Source organism: Brevibacterium ihuae (assembly GCF_900184225.1).
Taxonomy (GTDB): domain Bacteria; phylum Actinomycetota; class Actinomycetes; order Actinomycetales; family Brevibacteriaceae; genus Brevibacterium; species Brevibacterium ihuae.
Window position 1 is genome coordinate 1,684,640 of sequence record NZ_FXWZ01000003.1, and the last position, 20,909, is coordinate 1,705,548.

Annotated in this window: 19 protein-coding genes; 15 read left to right on the forward strand and 4 right to left on the reverse strand. The window is 70.7% G+C overall.

Annotated elements, in window-relative coordinates; genetic code table 11:
- Position 1 precedes the first annotated feature (1 nt).
- From C1A17_RS12875 to C1A17_RS12890, 4 genes are all read left to right on the forward strand, one after another.
- The gene (locus C1A17_RS12875) at positions 2-748 is read left to right on the forward strand and encodes a TetR/AcrR family transcriptional regulator (RefSeq protein ID WP_101653351.1); all 747 of its coding nucleotides are present in this window, start codon (positions 2-4) and stop codon (positions 746-748) included.
- Positions 749-755: 7 nt separating this feature from the next.
- On the forward strand, positions 756-1,874 hold the full coding sequence (locus C1A17_RS12880; protein ID WP_219618282.1) for an NAD(P)H-dependent flavin oxidoreductase: 1,119 nt from the start codon (positions 756-758) through the stop codon (positions 1,872-1,874).
- A gap of 218 nt (positions 1,875-2,092) precedes the next feature.
- Positions 2,093-3,637 (forward strand): AMP-binding protein, encoded by a 1,545-nt coding sequence (locus C1A17_RS12885; protein WP_101653352.1) that lies wholly within the window; start codon positions 2,093-2,095, stop codon positions 3,635-3,637.
- A gap of 149 nt (positions 3,638-3,786) precedes the next feature.
- A complete protein-coding gene (locus C1A17_RS12890; RefSeq protein WP_101653353.1) occupies positions 3,787-4,404 on the forward strand; it encodes a DUF1697 domain-containing protein in 618 nt (205 codons plus the stop codon).
- Positions 4,405-4,683: 279 nt separating this feature from the next.
- On the opposite strand, the gene C1A17_RS12895 is transcribed toward C1A17_RS12890, so the two are convergent.
- Together C1A17_RS12895 and C1A17_RS12900 are read right to left on the reverse strand one after the other, a co-directional pair.
- Positions 4,684-5,655: a zinc-binding dehydrogenase gene (locus tag C1A17_RS12895; RefSeq protein ID WP_180953329.1), complete on the reverse strand. Its 972-nt coding sequence runs from the start codon at positions 5,653-5,655 to the stop codon at positions 4,684-4,686.
- Between the two features lie 236 nt (positions 5,656-5,891).
- Positions 5,892-6,467 (reverse strand): PaaI family thioesterase, encoded by a 576-nt coding sequence (locus C1A17_RS12900; RefSeq protein ID WP_101653355.1) that lies wholly within the window; start codon positions 6,465-6,467, stop codon positions 5,892-5,894.
- Positions 6,468-6,681: 214 nt separating this feature from the next.
- Between C1A17_RS12900 and C1A17_RS12905 the strand changes: the two genes are divergently transcribed.
- From C1A17_RS12905 to C1A17_RS12935, 7 genes are all read left to right on the forward strand, one after another.
- Positions 6,682-8,226: an acyl-CoA synthetase gene (locus C1A17_RS12905; protein ID WP_245873751.1), complete on the forward strand. Its 1,545-nt coding sequence runs from the start codon at positions 6,682-6,684 to the stop codon at positions 8,224-8,226.
- Between the two features lie 68 nt (positions 8,227-8,294).
- Entirely contained in the window at positions 8,295-9,269 is a 975-nt protein-coding gene (locus tag C1A17_RS12910) for an NADPH:quinone oxidoreductase family protein (protein ID WP_101653356.1), read from the forward strand.
- Positions 9,270-9,372: 103 nt separating this feature from the next.
- A complete protein-coding gene (locus C1A17_RS12915) occupies positions 9,373-10,155 on the forward strand; it encodes an enoyl-CoA hydratase-related protein (RefSeq protein ID WP_101653357.1) in 783 nt (260 codons plus the stop codon).
- A 6-nt stretch (positions 10,156-10,161) separates the two neighbouring features.
- The gene (locus C1A17_RS12920; protein ID WP_101653358.1) at positions 10,162-10,926 is read left to right on the forward strand and encodes an SDR family NAD(P)-dependent oxidoreductase; all 765 of its coding nucleotides are present in this window, start codon (positions 10,162-10,164) and stop codon (positions 10,924-10,926) included.
- 56 nt (positions 10,927-10,982) lie between these two features.
- Positions 10,983-11,879, forward strand: coding sequence for a crotonase/enoyl-CoA hydratase family protein (locus C1A17_RS12925; protein ID WP_101653359.1), 897 nt, complete (start codon positions 10,983-10,985; stop codon positions 11,877-11,879).
- Positions 11,880-12,331: 452 nt separating this feature from the next.
- Positions 12,332-13,975 (forward strand): long-chain-fatty-acid--CoA ligase, encoded by a 1,644-nt coding sequence (locus C1A17_RS12930; protein WP_101653360.1) that lies wholly within the window; start codon positions 12,332-12,334, stop codon positions 13,973-13,975.
- 154 nt (positions 13,976-14,129) lie between these two features.
- Positions 14,130-14,621, forward strand: a complete 492-nt coding sequence (locus C1A17_RS12935; RefSeq protein ID WP_245873753.1) for a GyrI-like domain-containing protein — start codon at positions 14,130-14,132, stop codon at positions 14,619-14,621.
- Positions 14,622-15,183: 562 nt separating this feature from the next.
- Here C1A17_RS12935 and C1A17_RS12940 read toward each other — a convergent pair.
- The gene (locus C1A17_RS12940) at positions 15,184-16,095 is read right to left on the reverse strand and encodes a hypothetical protein (protein ID WP_245873754.1); all 912 of its coding nucleotides are present in this window, start codon (positions 16,093-16,095) and stop codon (positions 15,184-15,186) included.
- Between the two features lie 209 nt (positions 16,096-16,304).
- Between C1A17_RS12940 and C1A17_RS12945 the strand changes: the two genes are divergently transcribed.
- Positions 16,305-17,429 (forward strand): 3-hydroxyacyl-CoA dehydrogenase NAD-binding domain-containing protein, encoded by a 1,125-nt coding sequence (locus C1A17_RS12945; RefSeq protein WP_101653362.1) that lies wholly within the window; start codon positions 16,305-16,307, stop codon positions 17,427-17,429.
- A 70-nt stretch (positions 17,430-17,499) separates the two neighbouring features.
- Here the strand turns inward: C1A17_RS12945 and C1A17_RS12950 are convergent, their stop codons facing one another.
- Positions 17,500-17,853 carry a nuclear transport factor 2 family protein gene (locus C1A17_RS12950; protein WP_101653363.1) on the reverse strand — a complete coding sequence of 118 codons (354 nt, stop codon included), beginning with the start codon at positions 17,851-17,853 and terminating at the stop codon, positions 17,500-17,502.
- 210 nt (positions 17,854-18,063) lie between these two features.
- Here C1A17_RS12950 and C1A17_RS12955 point away from each other — a divergent pair, with 210 nt between their 5' ends.
- The 3 genes from C1A17_RS12955 to C1A17_RS12965 all read left to right on the forward strand — a co-directional run bounded on the left by C1A17_RS12955 (position 18,064) and on the right by C1A17_RS12965 (position 20,900).
- Positions 18,064-19,440, forward strand: a complete 1,377-nt coding sequence (locus tag C1A17_RS12955; protein ID WP_101653364.1) for an NAD-dependent succinate-semialdehyde dehydrogenase — start codon at positions 18,064-18,066, stop codon at positions 19,438-19,440.
- A gap of 256 nt (positions 19,441-19,696) precedes the next feature.
- Positions 19,697-20,311: a DNA-3-methyladenine glycosylase I gene (locus tag C1A17_RS12960; protein ID WP_101653365.1), complete on the forward strand. Its 615-nt coding sequence runs from the start codon at positions 19,697-19,699 to the stop codon at positions 20,309-20,311.
- A gap of 109 nt (positions 20,312-20,420) precedes the next feature.
- Positions 20,421-20,900 (forward strand): NUDIX hydrolase, encoded by a 480-nt coding sequence (locus tag C1A17_RS12965; RefSeq protein WP_101653366.1) that lies wholly within the window; start codon positions 20,421-20,423, stop codon positions 20,898-20,900.
- Positions 20,901-20,909 lie beyond the last annotated feature (9 nt).

Here is a 20,909-nt window from a genome sequence, read left to right on the forward strand (position 1 = left end):
GATGACGAGTGAGCAGGCGCTGTCGGCCGGGCCCTCGGGGGAAGCTCCCGAGGGCCCGGGCGGCGCGCCCGCTCGCCTGCGTCTCGCCGGGTCGCCGGTCGCGGACACCCTGGGCCCCGGGATCGCCGGACGACCAGTCGAGCAGCCGGGCGGACAGGAGCGCGGCAGAGTCGCCCGCGAGGAGATCCTGTCCGCGGCGATCGCGTGTCTGCTCGAGGACGGCTATGCGGCGACGACGACGATGCGGGTGCAGGAGCGGGCGGGAGTGTCCCGCGGCAAGCTCCTCCACCACTTCCCGTCGAAGCGCGCCCTCATCACCGCCTCGATCAGCCGGCTCGCCGCCGACCGGCTCGACACCCGCACCTCGGACTACTCCGCCGCGCCGCCGGAGTCCGACGTCCCCGCGCGAGTCCGCTGGGCGATCGGGACGATCTGGCTCACCTTCTTCCACCCGAACTTCTGGGCCGCGCTCGAGACCTGGATCGCCGCCCGCACCGATTCCGAGCTCGCCGCAGAGCTCATCGACCACGAGAAGCAGGTGCTCGCGCGCGTCCGCGAGAACACGCACCGGATCTTCGGGGAGACCGTGTGCGCCGACCCCGCCTTCCCGGCGATGCTCGACGTCGTGTTCACGAGCATGCGCGGCATGGCCCTGACCTATACCTTCTCCGGCCGCGATCCGGACACCGAGCCGATGATCGAGACCTGGGTGCGCACCGCCCTCGCCCTCCTCGAGCACGAACAGTGACCTCGCCATGACCTCCCCCTCGAAACCGCAATTTCCGAAGGTTCCTGAGAGCGATTCCGCAGGAATTCGCAATCTCGGCGCGGGGTCGGGCGCGGACCGCGCTCCGGGAGATGCCACGGGTCTCGGTTCGGGCCACGGCACGCGCCTCGCCTCGGGTCCCACCTCGGATCCCGCCGCCCGACTCGCCACGGGCCTCACCTCGGACCTCTCCGGACTCAGGATTCCGCTCATCGCCGCCCCCATGCTGCGGATCTCCGATGTCGCGCTGACCTCGGCGGCGATGCGCGCCGGCATCGTCGGCGCCTTCCCCACGCTCAACGCGCGCTCGAGCGCGGGCCTGCGCGACTGGCTCACCGAGCTCGACGCGATCCAGGCCAGCGCCTCGGGCCTGTTCTGCCCCAACCTCGTCATGGCCGATGCGCACGCCGCCGAGCACGCCGCGCTCGTCGCCGAGTCCTCCGCCCGGCTCGTCATCACCTCGGTCGGCTCCCCGGCGCCGGTCACCGGACTGTTCGCCGAGGCGGGGATCGCGGTGCTCGCCGACGTCGCCACGGTGGCCCACGCCCGGAAGGCGGTCGCCGCGGGCGCGACCGGCCTCATCCTCCTCACCGCGGGTGCCGGCGGCCAGACCGGGTGGCTCAATCCCTTCGCGTTCATCACCGCCGTCCGGGAGTTCTTCTCCGGCCCGGTCGTGCTCGCCGGCGGGATGACCGGTGGACGCAGCCTCGCCGCGGCCCGCGTGGCCGGGTACGACCTCGCCTATGCCGGGACCCCCTTCATCGCGACCGAGGAGAGTCCGGCGAGCAGTGACTACTCCGCGGAGATCACCGCCGCCACTTCCGATGACATCCTCCTCACCTCGGCGTTCACCGGTCTGCCGACGAACATGCTGCTGCCCTCGATCCGCGCGGCCGGCCTCGACCCGGCGGCGCTCGACGAGGAGATCCGGCCCGAGGCCGCCGCCGAGCTGTTCGGCAACCGGGCCCGCGGCCTCGGCCCCCGGCGCTGGGCGGACATCCACTCGGCCGGGCACTCCGTGGCCGGCGTGAGGAGCGTGATGAGCGTCGAGGCGCTCGTCGCCCGGTTCGCCGAGGAGTATGCAGCGGCCCGCGACCGTCCCATCTGACCCGACCCGGCCCGACTCGGCCCGGTCTGTCCGACCAGCCCGGCACTCCCCACCTGACCGGCCTGCCCCACCTGACCGGCCCAGACCAGCTCAATCCAGACCAGACCACACCAGACCAGCCCAGACCAGCCCAGACCAGCCCGAGAGCACCCGCCGCCGAATCCGTCAGCCACAGCCACCGGACCCGCACCGGGTTCCATCACCCACGAGGAGCATCGATGGAGATCGCCGCCCACCTGACCGGACCCGCCTACGGCACCACCGTCAAGCGCACGCTCGAGCGCTATCCCGAGCGCATCGCGTTCAAGGACGTCCGCGGTCAGCAGACCTACGCCGAGGTGCTCGACCTCATCGGCCGCTACCAGGCCGTGCTCACCGCCGCCGGTCTGCAGCGCGGCGACGGAGTCGCGGCCCTCGGCGCCAACCGCTACGAGGTCTGGGTGCTCGGCGCCGCCGTGCAGTCCCTCGGGCTCTACATCACGTGGCTCCATCCCATGGGCTCGCTCGCCGACCAGACGTTCCAGATCGGCGACGCCCAGGTCAAGGCCCTCGTCGTCGATGAGTCCACCTACGGGGAGCGCGGGCGCGAGCTCCAGAAGGTCGCTGCGGACGGCGGACTGCACATGTGGACGATGAGCCCCGCCGACTTCGCCGCCGACCTCGAATCCGCCGCCGCCTCGGTGGGCCCGCAGGACATGCAGGTCATCGGGAACCACGAGGACCTCAGCATCATCAACTACACCGGCGGCACCACGGGACGCCCCAAGGGCGCCTACCGGCACCAGTTCAACCTCGGGCCGTCGACGGCGGACATCCTCGCCGACTTCGAGCTCCCGGAGACCCCGCGCTACCTGCTCATCCCGCCGATGAGCCACGTGGCCGGGACGAACGTGCTCCCGACGCTCGTCAAGGGCGGCACTGTCCACCTCATGGCCGGATTCGATCCGGCGGCGGTGCTCGAGACGATCGAGCGGGAGAAGATCAACTTCACGCTCTTCGTGCCGACAATGGTCTACGCCCTCCTCGACCATCCGGACCTCGACACCCGCGACAGCTCGAGCCTCGAGTACATCCTCTACGGCGCCTCGCCGATGTCGGAGAGCCGGCTGCGCGAGGGCATCGAGCGGATCGGCCCGGTGTTCGGGCAGCTCTACGGTCAGACCGAGTGCTACCCGGTGTCGATCCTGTCGAAGGAGGACCACGAGGATCCCGCGCTGCTGCTGTCGTGCGGCAAGCCGGTCGAGTCCGTCGACGTGCGGATCCTCGACCCGATGGGGGAGGACGTGCCGGTCGGCGAGTCGGGCGAGCTGTGCGTGCGCGGCCGCGGCGCGATGACCGGTTACTGGCGCCGCGACGATCTCACCGCGGAGACGATCGTCGACGGCTGGCTCCACACCGGCGACATCGCGCGGATGGACGAGCAGGGCTACCTGTTCATCGTCGATCGCAAGAAGGACATGATCATCTCCGGCGGGTTCAACGTCTACCCGCGCGAGGTCGAGGACGCGCTCGGCACCCACCCCGCAGTGTCGCAGTGCGCGGTCTTCGGCATTCCCGACGAGAAGTGGGGCGAGCAGGTCACCGCGGCGGTCATCCTCAAGTCCGGCGCGACGGCGAGCGAGGAGGAGCTCATCGCCGTGGTCAAGGAGCTCAAGGGTGCGGTGCAGGCTCCCAAGCAGGTCCTCATCGTCGACTCCCTGCCCCAGACCGCGGTCGGCAAGGTCAACAAGCGCGCGCTGCGCGACCAGGTCACCGGCGACTGACCCGCAGTGTGCAATTTCCGAAGGTTCCTGTGAACGGAACCTTCGGAAATTGCACACTCACCCCAGCGACGCGGAAGGGTGGATCCGGAGGCTCACCGTCGCTCCGGCAGGGGGATCCGGTGGCAGTTCCGCGCTGACAGGAGGATCGGATGACCGAACAGCAGACGCCGCAGAGATTCGCGGCATTCCTCCGGGCGATCAACGTCGGCGGCGCGCATCGTCTGCCCATGGCCGAGGTGCGGGCCGTGCTCAACGCGCTCGGCGCCTCGGACGTGGCCACCTACATCCAGTCCGGGAACATCGTGTTCACCGGGAGAGCGGATGGCAACGGGGTCGAGGCGGACGGGACCGGGGCCGGTGCCTCCGGGGCCAGGGCGGACGGGACCGGGACGGGTGCCTCCGAGGCCGAGGTGTGGGCGGCTCGCATCGCCGCCGCGCTCGAGGAGCACGCCGGCTTCCCGGTGCCGACGACGGTCCTCGCCGCCGCAGACCTCACGGCGGCCCGCAGCGCGTGCCCGTTCGCGCCGGACGATCCGCGATTCTGCCACCTGATCCTCCTCGCCGCGTCGCCGCCCGCCGGTGTGCTCGACGAGATCCGGGGGCTGACTTCGGGCACGGACACGGAGGTGGCGGTTGAAGGGGCTACCGCATACCTCCTCACCCCGGGCGGGCTGTCGGCGTCGAGGCCGGCGGCCGCGATCCTCCGGCGCCTCGGCGGCACCGCGCGGAACCTGCGCACGATCGATGCGTTACTAGACCGGATCTGATGGGAGTGCGGAGGCCATCGCTGGGGGCAGGTGAGCTCCCCGCGGCCACCCGGACGCTCCCGGCAACCACCGGAGCGTTCCCGGAGTCGCCCGGTGGCTGCCTCCAGCCGCTTTCCGGGTACCCGGCCCTGCCCCTCGGCGCCCACGGATCCCCGAAACGGGAGGCACCCATGCACCCCCGCAGTGGGAGGCGCAGCGTGGGGCCTTCCGGAGAGGGCCGGAGGCGCCTCGGGGGTACCCGGAAGCGCCGTGAGATTGCGAAATCGTGCGGATTCGCTCTCAGGAACCTTCGAAAATTGCACTCTCGGGGCGGATGGCGATGGTGATCTTGGCGGCGCCCTCGCCGTGGGCCGCGGTGATCGCGAGCGCCCGGGGGACGTCCTCGAGCCCCATTCGCACCTCCGTCATGTGCCCGACCTCGATCGCGCCCGTGCGGATCGCATCGAGCGCTTCGTGGAAGCACCACTGACCGGGCTCGCCCTGCGCGTTCGAGAACCACTCGACGGTCGCCGCCTTGCGGAACGCCGCCATCGTCGGGAACGTCCCGACCTGGAACTCGGGGTAGCCGAAGTTGCCCACCACCCCGCGCACCCGCACGAGCTCGATCGCCAGCGCCCGGGTCGCATCGAGCCCGGCGGCCTCGATGACGAGGTCAACGCCCTCCGGATGCGCCTGCGCGACGGTGGCCGCGAGCTCGTCGGCGTGCACTGCCCGGGCCCCCGCCTCCCGGCCGAACGCGATCCGCGCCGCGTCGACGTCGGAGGCGAAGACCTCGACGCCACGGGCGCGGAGCAGCTGGACGAAGAACTGTCCCGCCGACCCGAGGCCGATGACCGCAGCGCTCCGCATGCCCTCGCGCCAGTACTTGGCGAGCGCGGCGATCGTGCAGCCGAGCTGCTGGGCCATGAGCACATGCGGCAGGTCGTCGCCCTCGCGCAGCGGGATCACACTGCCGGCATCGAGCGCCTGGTACTCGGCGAAGCACCCGCCGAACCGCCCGCTCGGCACGGTGAGCACGACCGCGCCGGGCTCGATCCCGTCCGCGCGCGAGGCCACGACGCGCCCCACGCCCTCGTGCCCGGGATACCCCGGGGAGCCGACCATCTCGGGCCGGTGGAAGTCGGGGTCGACGAGGTGGACGTCGGACCCGCACACCGAGGCATAGGCCATCTCGACGAGCACCTGGCCGGGGGCCGGTTCGGGGACGGGGAACTCCGCGACCGCATAGTCCATCCCCGGCCCGAGGCGCACCGCCCGCATCGTCGCAGCCGGCCGGTCCGCGGCCGGACCCGGCCGGTCAGCGGTCGCGCCGGATCGGTCTGCGCCCGCACCCGTCCGGCCTGCGCCCACACCCGCCGGGCCCGCACCCGCCAGGCCCGCGGCCGAACCCGGCACGCCGGCAGCCCCGCCCGCCCGGTCCGGCCCGGGCTCCGCAGGCACCGAGCGCTCCGAACCCACCGAGTCCTCCGAACCCACCGAACCTTCCATCACGAATCCTTCGCCTGGATCCAGAGGCCCTCCGCCTTGACCCGCACCTCGCCGTGGCACGTGACCTCGCCCTCGAGGAAGCGCTTGCGGCCCTCCTCCTTCGTCACCCGGCCGGTGATGACGAGCGGCTCGCCCACCGGGGTCGCCGCGTCGTAGAGCACGTTGAGATAGCGGGTGAAGGCGCGCGGGACGCCGCCGGAGTTCGCGGCGTTGCCGAGGACGTGGTCGAGCATGAGCGCGACGATCCCGCCGTGCACCCGGCCGGGAGGGCCCTGGTACTGGAGCGGCAGGGTGAGGGAGCACCGCGACTCGTCGCCGTTCCAGCGGATGTCCATCGGCGGGGCGATCGGGTTCCGCGCCGAGGAGGCCGGAGTGATGTCGTGCGCGATGTGGCTGCGCTGCGGGTGGGGGTCGTCGAGGACGATCTTCGCCGGGTCCGCGGCTGCGGCGGCGAGCTTCTCCGCGATGAACGCGACGTGCTCGGCGAGAGGCCCGTCGTCCTTCTCGGAGACGAGCGTGTGGATGAGCTCGCGGGTGAGGCGGGCGGGGTGTTCGGCGAAGGGCGTCGTGGTCATGGTCGTCTTCCAGTTCTGCGGCGGCCGGTCCCCGGACCGATGCCGTGTCGGGTCTTGTGCGTTGCGGGGTTTCCCACTAACGTTTCTGAACAAGCGTTCGGTAAGATTGATTGTAGTCCTCAACCGCCGGTTCACAAGGGTGTGCCGGCGACGCGGCCGGTCGGTCCGTCCGGACGCCCGGCCGACGCGGCAGTTCTCCGATCACGAGGAAGTGATGTGCATGTACCCAGGCAAGTGGGCGGCGACGACCCCCGACAAGCCGGCCGTGATCATGGCCGACACCGGTGAGACCCTCACCTACGCCGAGCTCGAGGACCGCTCCCTGCGGCTCGCCAACCACTTCCGTGGCCTCGGCCTGCAGCCCGGGGGCCACGTCGCGATGATCGCGGAGAACCGGATGGAGATCATCGAGGCGTACTGGGCGGCCCTGCGCAGCGGCACGTTCATCACCGTCGTGAACCAGCACCTCACGCCCGCGGAGAGCTCCTACATCATCCACGACTGCGACGCCTCCGTCGTCCTCATCTCCACCGGGCTGAAGTCCGCCGCTGAGCTCAACGAGGCCTGCGCGGACATCCCCCACCGGGTCGCCGTCGGGGGATCGCTCCCGGGAGCCGAGGACTACGAAGCGGTGCTCGCCGCCGCGAGCCCCGAGCGTCCGGACCACGAGCCGCGCGGCGACGACATGCTCTACTCCTCGGGCACCACCGGCCGGCCCAAGGGGATCCTGCCGACGCTCAAGGACCAGTCCGTCGAGGACGAGAACGTCCCGCTCATCCAGCTCTTCACCGCCCTCTACGGGTTCGGCGAGGACACCGTCTACCTGTCCCCGGCACCGCTCTACCATGCGGCCCCGATCCGCTTCGTCATGACCACCCACGCCCGCGGCGGCACCGTGATCGTCATGCCGAAGTTCGACGCGGAGACCGCGCTCGGCCTCATCGAGAAGCACCGGGTGACGCACTCGCAGTGGGTGCCGACGATGTTCGTCCGGATGCTCAAGCTGCCCGCCGAGGTGCGGGAGAAGTACGACGTGTCGAGCATGCGGGCCGCCATCCATGCCGCCGCACCCTGCCCGATCGAGGTCAAGCGCGGGATGATCGAGTGGTGGGGTCCGGTGATCTACGAGTACTACGCCGCGACCGAGGCCAACGGCATCACCGTGATCAACAGCGAGGAGGCCCTGCGCAAGCCCGGCTCGGTGGGCCGCGACGGCCTCATGGGGATCGCCCACATCTGCGGCCCCGACGGTGAGGAGCTGCCTCCCGGCGAGGTCGGCACGATCTATTTCGAGGCCGACCCGGACAAGGATCTCTTCGTCTACTACAAGGACGAGGCCAAGACCGCCGGCACCCGGCACCCCGTCCACGAGCGCTGGACGACGATCGGCGACCTCGGGTACCTCGACGAGGACCGGTTCCTCTTCATGGCCGAGCGCAAGAGCTTCCTCATCATCACCGGCGGGGTGAACATCTACCCGCAGGAGGTCGAGAGCGAGCTCGCGCTCCATCCCGACGTCAAGGACGTCGCCGTCGTCGCCGAGCCCGACGAGGAGCTCGGCGAGATCGCCGTGGCGTACATCGAGGCCGAGGACCACGTGCGCCCCGGCGAGGAGCTCGCCGAGCAGATCCGGACCTGGCTGGCCGACCACGTCGCCCGCTACAAGATCCCGCGGAAGTTCTACTTCATCGACGAGATGCCGCGCACCCCCACCGGCAAGCTCGTCAAACGCAAGCTCACCGAGCAGGCGTCCGCCTAGCAGCACCGGCGGGCACCTCGGCGCCGGCCGCCCGGCCCGAGGCACCCACACAGAGAGAAGACAGACACATGAAGGCCATCCACGTCACCCGCCTCGACGGACCCGAGGCCGTCGAGTTCGTCGACGCCGAGCGTCCCGCCCCCGGCCCCGGCGAGGTCCTCATCGAGGTCGCCGTCGCCGGCGTCACCTTCCCCGAACTCCTCCAGACCCGCGGCATGTACCAGGTGCGCCACGAGCTGCCGTTCGTGCTCGGCTCCGAGGCCGCGGGCACCGTCGTCGAGGTCGGCGAGGGCTCCCGCTTCGCCGTCGGCGACCGCGTCGCCGCGATCACCGGCAAGGGCACCTTCGCCGAGTACCTCGTCGCCGCCGATCAGCAGACGGTCAAGGTCCCCGACTCGGTGAGCCTCGCGCACGCGGCCGGGATGCCGATGAACCTCCTCACCGCCGACTTCTCGCTGCGCGTGCGCGGCAATGTGCAGCCCGGCCAGACGGTGCTCGTCCACGGCGCCGCCGGCGGGCTCGGCTCGGCCGGCGTGCAGCTCGCGCTCGCGATGGGCCTCGAGGTCGTCGCCGTCGTGTCGACCGACGACAAGGCCGCGATGGTCAAGGACCTCGGCGCGCACCACGTCGTCAAGGCCGAGGGCTTCAAGGATGCCGTCCTCGAGATCTTCCCCGACGGCGTCGACGTCGTCTACGACCCGGTGGGCGGCGACCGCTTCACCGACTCGCTGCGCTGCCTCAAGCGCTTCGGGCACCTCCAGGTGCTCGGCTTCACCGCCGGCGAGATCCCCACCGTCAAGGTCAACCGCCTGCTGCTGAAGAACATCTCCGTGGTGGGCGTGGCCTGGGGCGAGGCGACCCGCGGCAACCCGAACCTCATCGCCGAGCAGTGGGACGTGATCTCCGAGCACGTCGCCGCCGGCCGCCTCAACCCGCACATCCACGCCACCTACCCGCTCGAGCAGGCCGCCGCCGCGATCTCCGAGCTCGACAACCGCGCCGTGCTCGGCAAGGTCCTCCTCGAGGTCAAGCCCGAGGCCTGAGCCGGCGACCCGCTCGGCGCCGGCATTCCGGCCACCGGGCGGGTCCTCCCGGCCCGGCCCGGCCGAGCCCTCACCCCGCACTCCACAGACGAAAGGTCCGATCATGGCCGATCAGCACGATCAGCACCTCAAGGTCACCGTCGACGACGGTGTCATGACGATCCAGTTCATCCGTCCGCAGGCGCTCAACGCCGTGACCCGCGAGGTCGCCGCGGCGCTCGAGGCGGCCGTCGACCGCGCCGCGTCCGAGGCCCGCGCGGTCATCATCACCGGTGACGAGCGCTCCTTCTGCTCCGGCGCGGACCTCGGCGGCGATTCCGCGGCCGGCGGCGAGCGCAAGGGCGTCGGCCTCGACGTCATCAACCGCATCATCCGCAAGATCCGCGACCTCAAGGTCCCGACGATCTCCGCGGTGTCCGGCCCCGCCGCCGGTGTGGGCTGCTCCTTCGCCCTCATCTGCGACTACGTCGTGCTCAGCGAGGATGCGTATCTCATGCTCGCGTTCACCAAGATCGGACTCATGCCCGACGGCGGCGCCACCGCGCTCGTCGCCGCCTCGGCCGGTCGTCACCGCGCTCTGCGGATGGCGCTCACCGCGGAGAAGGTCAAGGCGAAGACCGCGCTCGAGTGGGGGCTGGCCACCGAGGTCACCCCGGGGGAGACCTACCTCGAGCGGGCGCAGGAGCTCGCCGCGCAGTTCGCCTCCGGGCCCACCCTGTCGCTCGGCGAGACCGAGTACGCGGTCAACCAGGCGACGCTGTCCGAACTCGACGCCGCACTCGACCGCGAGGCCGAGGGGCAGTCCCGTCTCCAGTCCAGCGGCGACTTCGCCGAGGGCGTGGCCGCCTTCCGCGAGAAGCGCGCCGCGAAGTTCGAAGGGAAGTGAACGACGATGAGTGATTTCCTCGATCTCGACGGCCACGTGGCCGTGGTCACCGGCGGCAACAACGGCATCGGGCTCGGGATGGCCCGCGGGCTCGCGCAGGCGGGCGCCTCGGTCGCGATCTGGGGCCGGAACACCGAGCGGAACCAGGCGGCGGAGAAGGAGCTCTCCGCGCTCGCGCCGGTGAAGCCCTTCGCGTGCGACGTCTCCGACCCCGCCCAGGTCGAGGCCGCGATGGCGGGCACGATCGAGGAGTTCGGCCGGGTCGACAGCCTCATCGCCAACGCCGGGATCGGCGGGAAGAAGGGGCCGTTCCACGAGATGACGCTCGACGAGTTCCACGACATCGCGGCGGTCAACGTCGACGGCGTGGTGCTGAGCTTCCAGGCCGCGATCAAGCAGATGATCAAGCAGGAGTCGGGCGGCTCGCTCGTCGTCGTGAGCTCGCTCGCCGGCATCGAGGGCGCGGCGACGAACGTCCACTACGGCGCCACGAAGGGCGCGGTGCTCGCGATCATGCGCGGACTCGCCACCGAGTACGCCCGCTACGGCATCCGCACGAACGCGATCCTGCCGGGGTGGATCGACACCGACATGACGTCCGCGGCGGTCGGCAACGACACCTTCACCGAGAAGGTCATCAAGCGCGTGCCGATCCGACGCTGGGGCACCCCCGAGGACTTCGCCGCCGCCGCGGTGTACCTCGCCGGGCCCGGCAGCGCCTACACCAACGGCCAGCAGATCGTCATCGACGGCGGGTACTCGGTCTTCTGAGCGAGCACCCGCGCCCCAGCGCCTGAGCACCACCCCACCCGAGCGAGAGGACGAGGATGTCCGAGTACACCCACATCACCTACGAGGTGAGCGAGCAGATCGCCACCGTCACCATCGACTCCCCGCAGACCAAGAACGCGTTCACCGCGCTCATGGGCCAGGAGCTCATCGCGGCGTTCCGCACCGCGGATGCCGATGACGGCGTCAAGGTCGTCGTGTTCACCGGCAAGGGGCGGTTCTTCTGCCCCGGCGCGGACCTGTCCGGAGGTGCGAACACCTTCGACTACGACGCGCGCGAATCCGCGGCCGTCGACGTCGCCGGGGACGGCGGGGAGACCATCGAGGGCGTGCGCCGTGACGGCGGCGGCCGGGTGTCGCTCGCGATCGCGGCGATGCGCAAGCCGGTGATCGTCGCGTTCAACGGTGCCGGCGTGGGCGTCGGCTCGACGATGACGCTGCCGTGCGACATCCGGATCGCGAGCGAGGACGCGAAGTTCGGCTTCGTGTTCGCCAAGCGCGGGATCATGCCCGAGGCGGCCTCGACGTGGTTCCTGCCGCGCGTCGTCGGCATCAACCGGGCGCTCGAATGGGTCTACACCGGGCGCGTGTTCGGCCCGCAGGAGGCGCTCGAGGCGGGGCTCGTGTCCCGCGTGGTGCCCGCCGGCGACCTCATGGACACGACCTACGCGGTGGCGCGGGAGCTCGTCGAGGGCTCCTCGGCGCTCACCATGGCCGCCGGCCGGAAGATGCTGTGGGGGATGCTCGGCGCGGACTCGCCGTGGGAGGCGCACCGCCTCGACTCGCGCGGGATCTACGAGCTCGGCCGGATGTCGGACGCGAAGGAGGGCGTGACCTCGTTCCTCGAGAAGCGCCCGCCGGAGTTCCCCGCCCGCATCCCCGCGGACTACCCCGAATGGCTGCCCGACTTCCCGGGACCCCAGCCGGTGGAGTGACGCACGCCGCCGAGGTGCAGGCCGGTGCCGAGGTGCGGGCCGGTGCCGAGGTGTGAGTCGAGATCGAGGTGCCGGCACGGTTCGAGCAGCGGGCCGGGGATCGCAGCAGCGGTCCCCGGCCCGTTCTCGTCCCCACGGCACGTGCCCGGGTGCGTGATGTGATCGGGAACGTGACCGGCCCTGCCGGCGGGCGCCTCGGCGGCGGTCCGGGTGCGCGCCCGGGTACGTGACCAGCCCTGCCGGCGGGCATGTCGGCGGCGGTCCGGGTACGTGGCCCGGAACGTGACCAGCCCTGCCGGCGGGCGCCTCGGCGGCGGTCGACGAAGAAATGTTAGCCTTTAGTCCGGAATGCGAGCGTGACGCCGATCACGCGATATGATTTCACTCGCACCACCAGCACCGCACCACCAGCACCGCACCATCCGGCCACAGCGAAGTGAGAAGGAGCTCCGATGCTCAGAGGAATCCCGTCGACCATGGGCGACAACTACCCATTGAACATCAGCTCCCTGCTCACGCACGCGGCGACCGTGTTCCCGGACACGGAGATCGTCCACCGGAGCATCGACGGCGCCTGGCACCGCACCGACTACGGGCACATGCGCCGCCGCGTCGCGCAGCTCGCCCACGCCTTCGACGAGCTCGGGATCGGCGCCGGCACCATGGCCGGCGTGCTCGACTGGAACCAGCTGCGCCACTTCGAGCTCTACTTCGCCGTCCCCTCGGTGGGCGCGACGATGCTCCAGATGAACCTCCGCCTGGCCCCGGCCGACCTCGTCTACGTCGTCGAGCACTCGCAGGCGGAATGGGTGTTCGTCGACGAATCGCTCCTGCCGATCGCCGAGCAGCTCGCGCAGAAGGAGGAGGTCCGCTCCACCGTCAAGGGCTGGGTGGTGATGACGGACAAACCGTCGTCGGAGATCTCGACCACCCTGGACAACGTCCACTTCTACGAGGACCTGCTCGCCGGCCGGCCGGAGGAGTACGACTGGCAGTTCATCGAGGAGACGACCGCCAGCTACGCCGGATACACCACCGGCACCACCGGTCGCCCCAAGGGCATCTACTACTCCCACCGCTCGATGTACCTCCACACCTTCGGCATCATGAACGCCCTGAAGATGGGCTACACCGACACCGTCATGCCGGTCACCCCGATGTTCCACGTGGTGTCCTGGGGCATCCCGCAGGCTGCGGTCGCCGCCGGGGCCCGCGTCGTGCTGCCCGGCCGCTTCACCGCCGACAACATCGGCGACGTCGCCGAGGCGCTCATCAGCGAGGGCGTGACCGTCGCCAATGGCGCGCCGTCCCTGTTCGCACCGATCCTCGAGTACATCAAGGCGTTGCCGGAGACCCCCGATCTGTCCCGCGCCCGCCTGGTGTCCGGGGCCACCGAGCCGCCGCTGTCGCTCATGAAGGGCTTCTCCGACCTCACCGGCGCGCAGATCATCCACGCCTACGGGGCGAGCGAGACGAGCCCCGTGGTGTCCGTGAACTGGCAGATCAAGCCCGACCTCGGCGAGCTGTCCGAGGCGGAGCGCTGGGACCTCAAGCGCTCGCAGGGACTGCCGGTCGCCGGCGTCGAGATGAAGATCGCCGACCCCACCGGCGTCGAGCTGCCGCGCGACGGCAAGAGCGTGGGCGAGGTGTTCCTCCGCGGACCGTGGATCACCACGAGCTACCACCAGCTCGCCGACAACGACGAGCGCTTCCACGACGGCTGGTGGCGCTCCGGCGACGTCGGCGTCATCACCCCGGCCGGCTACCTCAAGCTCACCGACCGGCTCAAGGACGTCATCAAGTCCGGCGGCGAGTGGATCTCCTCGATCGACATGGAGAACGGGATCCTCGACCACCCGAACGTGCTCGAGGCCGCGGTCATCGGCGTGCCGGACGAGAAGTACCAGGAGCGCCCGGTCGCCTACGTCGTCCCGCGCGACGGCCGGGACGTCACCCGCGAGGACATCGCCGAGGTGCTCGGCGAGCGCTTCGCCAAGTGGCAGCTGCCCGACCAGGTCATCATCGTCGACGAGCTGCCGCGCACCTCGGTGGGCAAGCTCGACAAGAAGCTCCTGCGCTCGCAGTGGAGCGAATGAACACGATGGTGCGCGGCGCCGGGCCGGAGTGCGGAGGGGCGAAGGTGCGTGACGCTGCGGCGGTGCATCGGAGCACCTCGGCGACCGGAACCTCGGCGTGCGGCATTGCAGCACGCGGCGCCGGGCCGGAGTGATCGACATGACCGGAGGCTCCGTGGATGAGCCCCGCCGCGAGCTCGCGATCATCGACGCCGCGGAGGTCACCACTGCGGTGATCCGCGCCGAGCGGTACCCGATGGCCGAGCTCCGCACGCTCTTCGATGCGGCGTTCTCCGGGCTGTTCGCGGTGCTCGGACTGCGGGGGATCTCTCCGGCCGGGCCGGCCTTCGCGCTCCATCACCGGCAGCCGGATGACACCGTCGACATCGAGGTCGGGGTGCCGATCGATGCCGATCTCGGCGAGCCCGCAGAGCTCGACGGCGGGCTCGTGGTCGAGCAGTCGCGGATTCCTGGCGGGCGCACCGCAGTGCTCTCGCACTTCGGCGGGTACGACGGATTGGGGCAGGCGTGGGAGGCGTTCCTCGGGGAGCTCCGGAGCCGCGGAGCGGAGGTGCGGCTGCCCTTCTGGGAGGTCTACGTCACCGAGCCCGGCCCGGACGTCGATCCGGCCACCCTCCGCACGGACCTCGTCACCCTCGTGGAGTAGACGGTTCTGCGTGGAGTGGGCGGCCCGGTGGGTGTGCTCGTCTGAGGTCGGCGGCTGCCCGCCTGAATTCGACGGTTCGGTGGTTCTGCTCGCCCGAGGTCGACGGTCTGGCGGCCCGGCGAGAGCCTCAACCCGGTCGTGACGGAGAGTGCGACGGAAACTGCGGTGGCGGGCGGAAACTGTGAAGGCTCCGGCCGCCACCGCAGTTTCCGTTGCACAGAGCGGTTCCCCGCTCGGCGCGCGGCCGCGCGGTGTACGGATCTTCGCGCCAGTTCGGGCCGAGGCCTGCCTGTCGGCGCCGAGCGACCCGAACCGACCTCTCGATGCGCTTTACAGGTGAGATGTCAACGAGAACTGCAGCTGCACGCAGATCCTGTACAGGATCCGCGCGCAGCGGCAGATTCTGCGTGTGAGTCAACTCCGGGACGACCGGCGGCATCGGCCGGGGCGTCCGCGCGTCCGCTCCCGGGGGCGGTGCCGGCCGGTAGGGAGGGACGTCCACTGCCCCGCCCTCAGCCAGCCGGGGAGCCCCACGTCAGCTCCCAACCGCCTCGGGCCCGGCTCAGTCGCGGGGGCCGGCCTCCTCGGCGGTGCTGATCTCGTCCTCGGCGAAGTCGCCGTCGTCGGGGTGGGTGAAGAGATAGACGCCCTGCTTGAGGAAGCCGTTGACCTCCCACCCGTCGGCGAGCAGCCCGGCCATCGCATCGCGCTGGGCCATCCGCCACCGGGTGGCGAGCTCGGCGTCGTCACCGCGCAGAGTCTCCATGTCCGCCGGGATCCGCACGGCGGCGACCTCGGTGCTCCGGGGCACCTCGCTCAGCACCGGCTCACCGTGCTCGCCGAGGTCGAGGGCATGGACCGCGCGGCCGAGGGCGTCCTCGCCGAGTAGCGTCCGCTTGGCCGGGAGGTCGAGGCGCCAGGACACGAGAAGCCGGTCGGAGGCCTGCCCTTCGTTGACGCCGTCGCGCATCTGCCCGTAGAAGTCCTCGAAGTATTCGAGGGCGTTGACGCCCAGGCGGTTGAAGTTGAAGTAGGCGTTCCGAGCGATGAGCGGGTCGAAGGTCCAGGTCATCTGGCGGATGCCGCGGTTGAGGCACCACAGTCGCTGGTGGAGCTTCATCGCCGCGCCGGTGCCGCGGCCCACCTGCTCATGGCGGACCCCGGCGATGTGCGAGTGCATCATCTTGCCGAGCGGCTCGCCGAAGAACCCGATCGTGACGCCGATGAGCGAGTCGTCCTCGGAGTCGAATGCGCCGGCCACGTAGTTGCCCGCGTGGGCGAGTGCGACGATCAGCCCGGGCTCGAGCTGCGTGGTGCCGGCGCGGCCGACGTTCCACACCTCGTCGAGCAGGAGCGAGGCCTCGGCCGCTTCCTGCGCGGAGTGGAGCGCGCGCATGGTGATCCGCGCGGATTCCTGGGCTGCGGCAAGTTCGTCCTCGGCGATCGCGAGGATCTTCGAATCAACTGAGCTCATGCGCTCATTCTGCCACTTGAGCCCGTGCGCAGATACCGTTCGCGCCCGCTGTCTCTGCACAGGTGCCCAGCGGTCTCACACCGTGGTCGCGCAGTCCCGCACCGTGGGTCGCGCCGCCTCGGTGCAGCCACCGTCAGCGCGCAACAGGCGTTGGTCGACAGCCGCCATCGACCTCGGCGGTGCCCTCCGCGGGGGAGTAGCCTTCTCGCATGAGCGATTCGGAACTCGATCTCAGCACGGTGAGCGTGCCGCGCACGGACGCGGCACCGGAAGCGGACGAGCAGGCCGGGGCATCGACCGGGACGGATCGGACCGCACGATCCGCCCAGGCCGCCGACCCCGCACGCTCCTCCCAGGCCGCCGACCCCGCAGCGGACTCCCGCGCGGCCGCCGGCCCCGAAGCCGACACCCAGGACACCGCTTCCGGCACTGCCGAACCGCAGCGTCTCGCCCCGGTGGCCGTGGTGGGTGCCGGCACCATCGGGCTGTCGTGGGCGCGGCGGTTCGCAGCGCACGGGGCACCGGTGCGGATCTTCGATCCGCGGCCCGATCTCGTCGAGGTCTGCGCCGCGCTCGTGGCCGAGGTGCCCGAGGCCGAGGCGCTGCTCACCGTGGCCCGTTCGCTCGACGAGGCGGTCGACGGGGTGCGCCTCGTCCAGGAGAGCGGCCCGGAGGACCCGGGCGTCAAGGTCCAGATGTTCGCCGACCTCGCCCAGTACGCGCCGGTCGACGCGCTCCTGGTCTCGTCTTCCTCGGCGATCACCGCGAGCACCATCGCCGCCCGGATGACCGACGAGGACGCCGCTCGCGTCTTCATCGGCCACCCCTTCAACCCGCCGCACGTCATGCCGCTCGTCGAGGTCGTGCCGGGGGAGCGGACGGCGCCGGAGTCGGTCGAGCGCGCGGTCGGGATCTACCGCCGCTGCGGACAGGAGCCGGTGGTGCTCCGGGCCGAGGCCGCGGGCTTCGTCGGCAACCGGCTGCAGAACGCGGTCCTGCAGGAGGCGGTCGCCCTCGTCCAGCGCGGCGTCGTGTCACCGGCGGATGTCGACGCGGTGGTGCGGAACTCGCTCGGACTGCGCTGGGCCGCAGTGGGGCCGTTCGAGGGCATGCACATGGGAGGCGGCGCGCGAGGGTTCCGCGGATTCATGGAGCACATCGGCCCCTCGTTCGCGGCGATCGATCCCGCCGATCCGGACATGTCGGACGAGAGGATGGAACCGGTCATCGCGCAGGTCGAGGAGGCCTACGGCGAGCAGGCCGCGCCCGAGGCGATCCGCCGCCGGGACGCGGTCCAGGACGGGGTCCTCCGTCTGCGGGGCGAACTCGGCTGAGTCGTCGGCGGTCGCCGTGGGACGCTCCGCGCACCCGCTCAGCCCACGCGCACGCTCAGACCGCGCACGCTCAGACGGCGGCGCGGAAGAAGTAGCTCGTGCGCTGGGTGATGAGCCCGGCGTCGTCGAAGACGAAGAAGTCGGCGAAGCCCTCGTGCGCCTCGGCGCCGGACTTGAGCACCCCGTCGAACCGCCCGCGCACGGCAGCCCGGTTCCCGTCGGTGATGATCTCGTCGAGGGTGTGAGCGCCGGACTCGATGACCCGGGCGCCGTGGTAGAACTCGCTGATCTGCTCGCCGACGAGCGTGTCGTAGCCCGGCCGGTCGTATGTGCCCTCGGGGGCGAACAGCGCCGCGGTGGCGGCCGGGTCCCCGGCGTCGACGGTTGTGTAGTAGGTGCGGGCGAGCGCCTCGGCGGCGGCCATGGGAACTCCTTCGTCCGGGGGTGCGTCGACGGCGGCGGATGCCGGTCCCTCGCAGTCTACTCACGGTCCCCTCGCCGCCGGATCACAGTCTTTCGCCAGGCTCGGGTGTGACCTGTCTCACCTGGCGGTCCCGAGGGCCGTTCTGGTTGCCAGGCCCGGAATCGCGGGCATACCGTGGGACCAGTACCTTCAACGAAGAGGAGCGTCCACATGTCGCAGTACCAGGTCGTCAATCCCGCTACCGGTGAAGTGGTCGAGGAGTATCCCACTGCCACCGACGAGCAGATCACCGATGCGCTCGAGCGCTCGCACCAGCAGTACAAGTCGTGGCGGGACACGCCGATCGAGGAGCGCACCGCTGTGCTGTCGCGGGTTGCGGAGATCTACAACGAGCGCTCCGAGGAGCTCGCGAAGATCATCCAGCTCGAGATGGGCAAGGCGGTGCCGGAGGGCCAGGGCGAGATCGCGCTCTGCGGTCTGATTTACAACTACTTCGCCGACAACGCGAAGGCCTTCATCGAGGAGGAGCAGCTGCGCGGCCCGAAGAATGCCGAGGCCTACATTCTCCGCCGTCCGGTCGGCTCGCTGCTCGGCATCATGCCGTGGAACTTCCCGTACTACCAGGTCGCCCGCTTCGCAGCGCCGAACCTGGCGCTGGGCAACACGATCATCCTCAAGCATGCTCCGCAGTGCCCCAAGTCGGCCGAGGTCATGGAGCAGATCTTCCAGGACGCCGGGCTGCCGAAGGACGCGTACATCAACGTGTACGCGACCAACGAGCAGGTCTCCGACGTCATCCTGCCCGACCCGCGCAACCAGGGCGTGTCGCTCACCGGCTCCGAGCGCGCCGGCTCTGCGGTCGCCGCGGCCGCGGGCAAGAACCTCAAGAAGGTCGTGCTCGAGCTCGGCGGCTCCGATCCGTACATCCTGCTCGACACCCCGGATCTCGATGCGACGGTCAAGACGTTCTTCGGCACCCGGATGGGCAACACCGGGCAGGCCTGCAACTCGCCCAAGCGCATGATCGTCATGGAGGACATGTACGACGAGTTCCTCGCCAAGCTCACCGCTGCGGCGAAGGAGGCCACGCCGGAGGATCCGGCGGCCGAAGGCTCGAAGCTCTCCCCGCTGTCCAGCCTGGCGGCCAAGGAGCGGTTCATGGAGCAGGTCAACGCGACCGTCGCCGACGGCGCGACGATCCACGCCGGCGAGGGCGACTACGACACCCCGGGCGCCTTCGTGAAGCCCGTCGTGCTCACCGACGTCAAGCCGGGCAAGCGCGGTTACCACGAGGAGCTGTTCGGTCCGGCGTTCATGGTGTTCAAGGTCTCCACCGAGGAGGAGGCCGTCGAGCTCGCGAACGACACCCCGTTCGGGCTCGGTTCGGCCGTGTTCTCCTCTGACGCGGACAAGGCGGCGAAGGTGGGCTCGCAGATCGACGCGGGCATGGTGTTCATCAACAGCCCCGAGCAGTCGCGCGAGTTCCTGCCGTTCGGCGGCGTCAAGCGCTCCGGCGTGGGACGTGAGCTTGGCCCGCTCGCGATGGACGAGTTCTGCAACAAGCAGCTGTTCTACAAGCAGAAGTGACGCACGCGGGGTCTCCCCGCACCCGAGGCGCCCGTCGGCATCCGCCGGCGGGCGCCTTCGCGTGCGCGCCCGTAGACTCGTCCGCATGAGTGCGGAGCAGGACCTCGTGGCCGGGGAGCAGGACCTCGGGGCCGGTGCGGCGGACGACCCGACGGGTACTGACGGGCTGGCCGCCGGGGCGACGGCAGGTGGGGAAGAGGGTGCTTCGGCGCGTTCGACGGCAGTCGCTCCGGCAGCCGGAGCGCCGGCAGGTGGGATGGCCGGAGTGCCGGAGAGCGGCGGCGGACCGGTCGTCGGCGAGGACGGCCGGGCGCGCACCCCGTGGGCCTACGGGCACCCGCTCCTCCTCGACTACTACGACACCGAATGGGGCCTGCCGGTCACCACGGAATCGGGGATGTTCGAGCGCCTCAGCCTTGAGGGCTTCCAAGCGGGTCTGTCGTGGCTCACCATCCTCCGGAAGCGGCCGCGGTTCCGGGAGGTCTTCGCGGACTTCGATGTCGATGCGGTCGCGGCCTTCGACGGGTCCGACGTCGACCGGCTGCTCGCCGACCCCGGCATCATCCGTCACCGCGGGAAGATCGAGGCGTGCATTCGCAACGCCCGCGCCGCGGTCGACCTGCGGGAGGACGGCGGGCTCGTCGCGTTCATCGAGGGCTTCGCCCCGGAGACCACCCCCGAGCCCCGGGCTCTCGCCGAGGTGCCGACCTCGAGCCCCGAATCGGTCGCGCTGTCGAAGGCGCTCAAGAAGCGCGGTTTCGGATTCGTCGGCCCGACGACGATGTACGCGCTCTTCGAAGCGGTGGGGATCGTCGACACTCACGTGCTCGGCTCGCACATGCGCGGAGCTTCGGGCCGGTGGCCGAGGTGACGGGGTTGACCGGAGGGCGACCGAGGGCGGCCCCGGCGTCGTCCGGCTCGGGGTGCGAGCCGGACGACGCCGGGGATCATCCGGGGCGGTGCGCGAGGTGAATGGCGAAGTGAATGACGTGAATATCGTCGTGTTCGCGCTCGTCGTCGTGCATCCGGACGGAAAGCACCTCCTGATGGTGCGGAAGGCGGGAACGACGTCGTTCATGCTGCCCGGCGGCAAGCCGGAACCGGGAGAGTCCGGGACCGACACGATCATCCGCGAGATCGCCGAGGAGCTCGGACTCGTCATCGAGCACGCGGACCTCGAGGAGCTCGGCACCTGGACCGCGCGGGCGGCGAACGAATCGGGCTTCACCGTGACCGGAACGGTGTTCCTCCATGCGGGGGTTCCGCGCGGGCTCGACGTCGGATCGCCGCAGGTGGCCGAGGAGATCGACGCGGCCGGCTGGTTCCCGTGGGACGACCTGCCGGCGGACACGGATGAGCGGCAGTTCGCCCCGCTCACCCGGGATCGCGTCATCCCGCATCTGCGCACGAGGCTGGGCGAGCAGCGGGGCGGTACCGGTGACTGGTCCGCCCGCCGGTGATCGACCGGG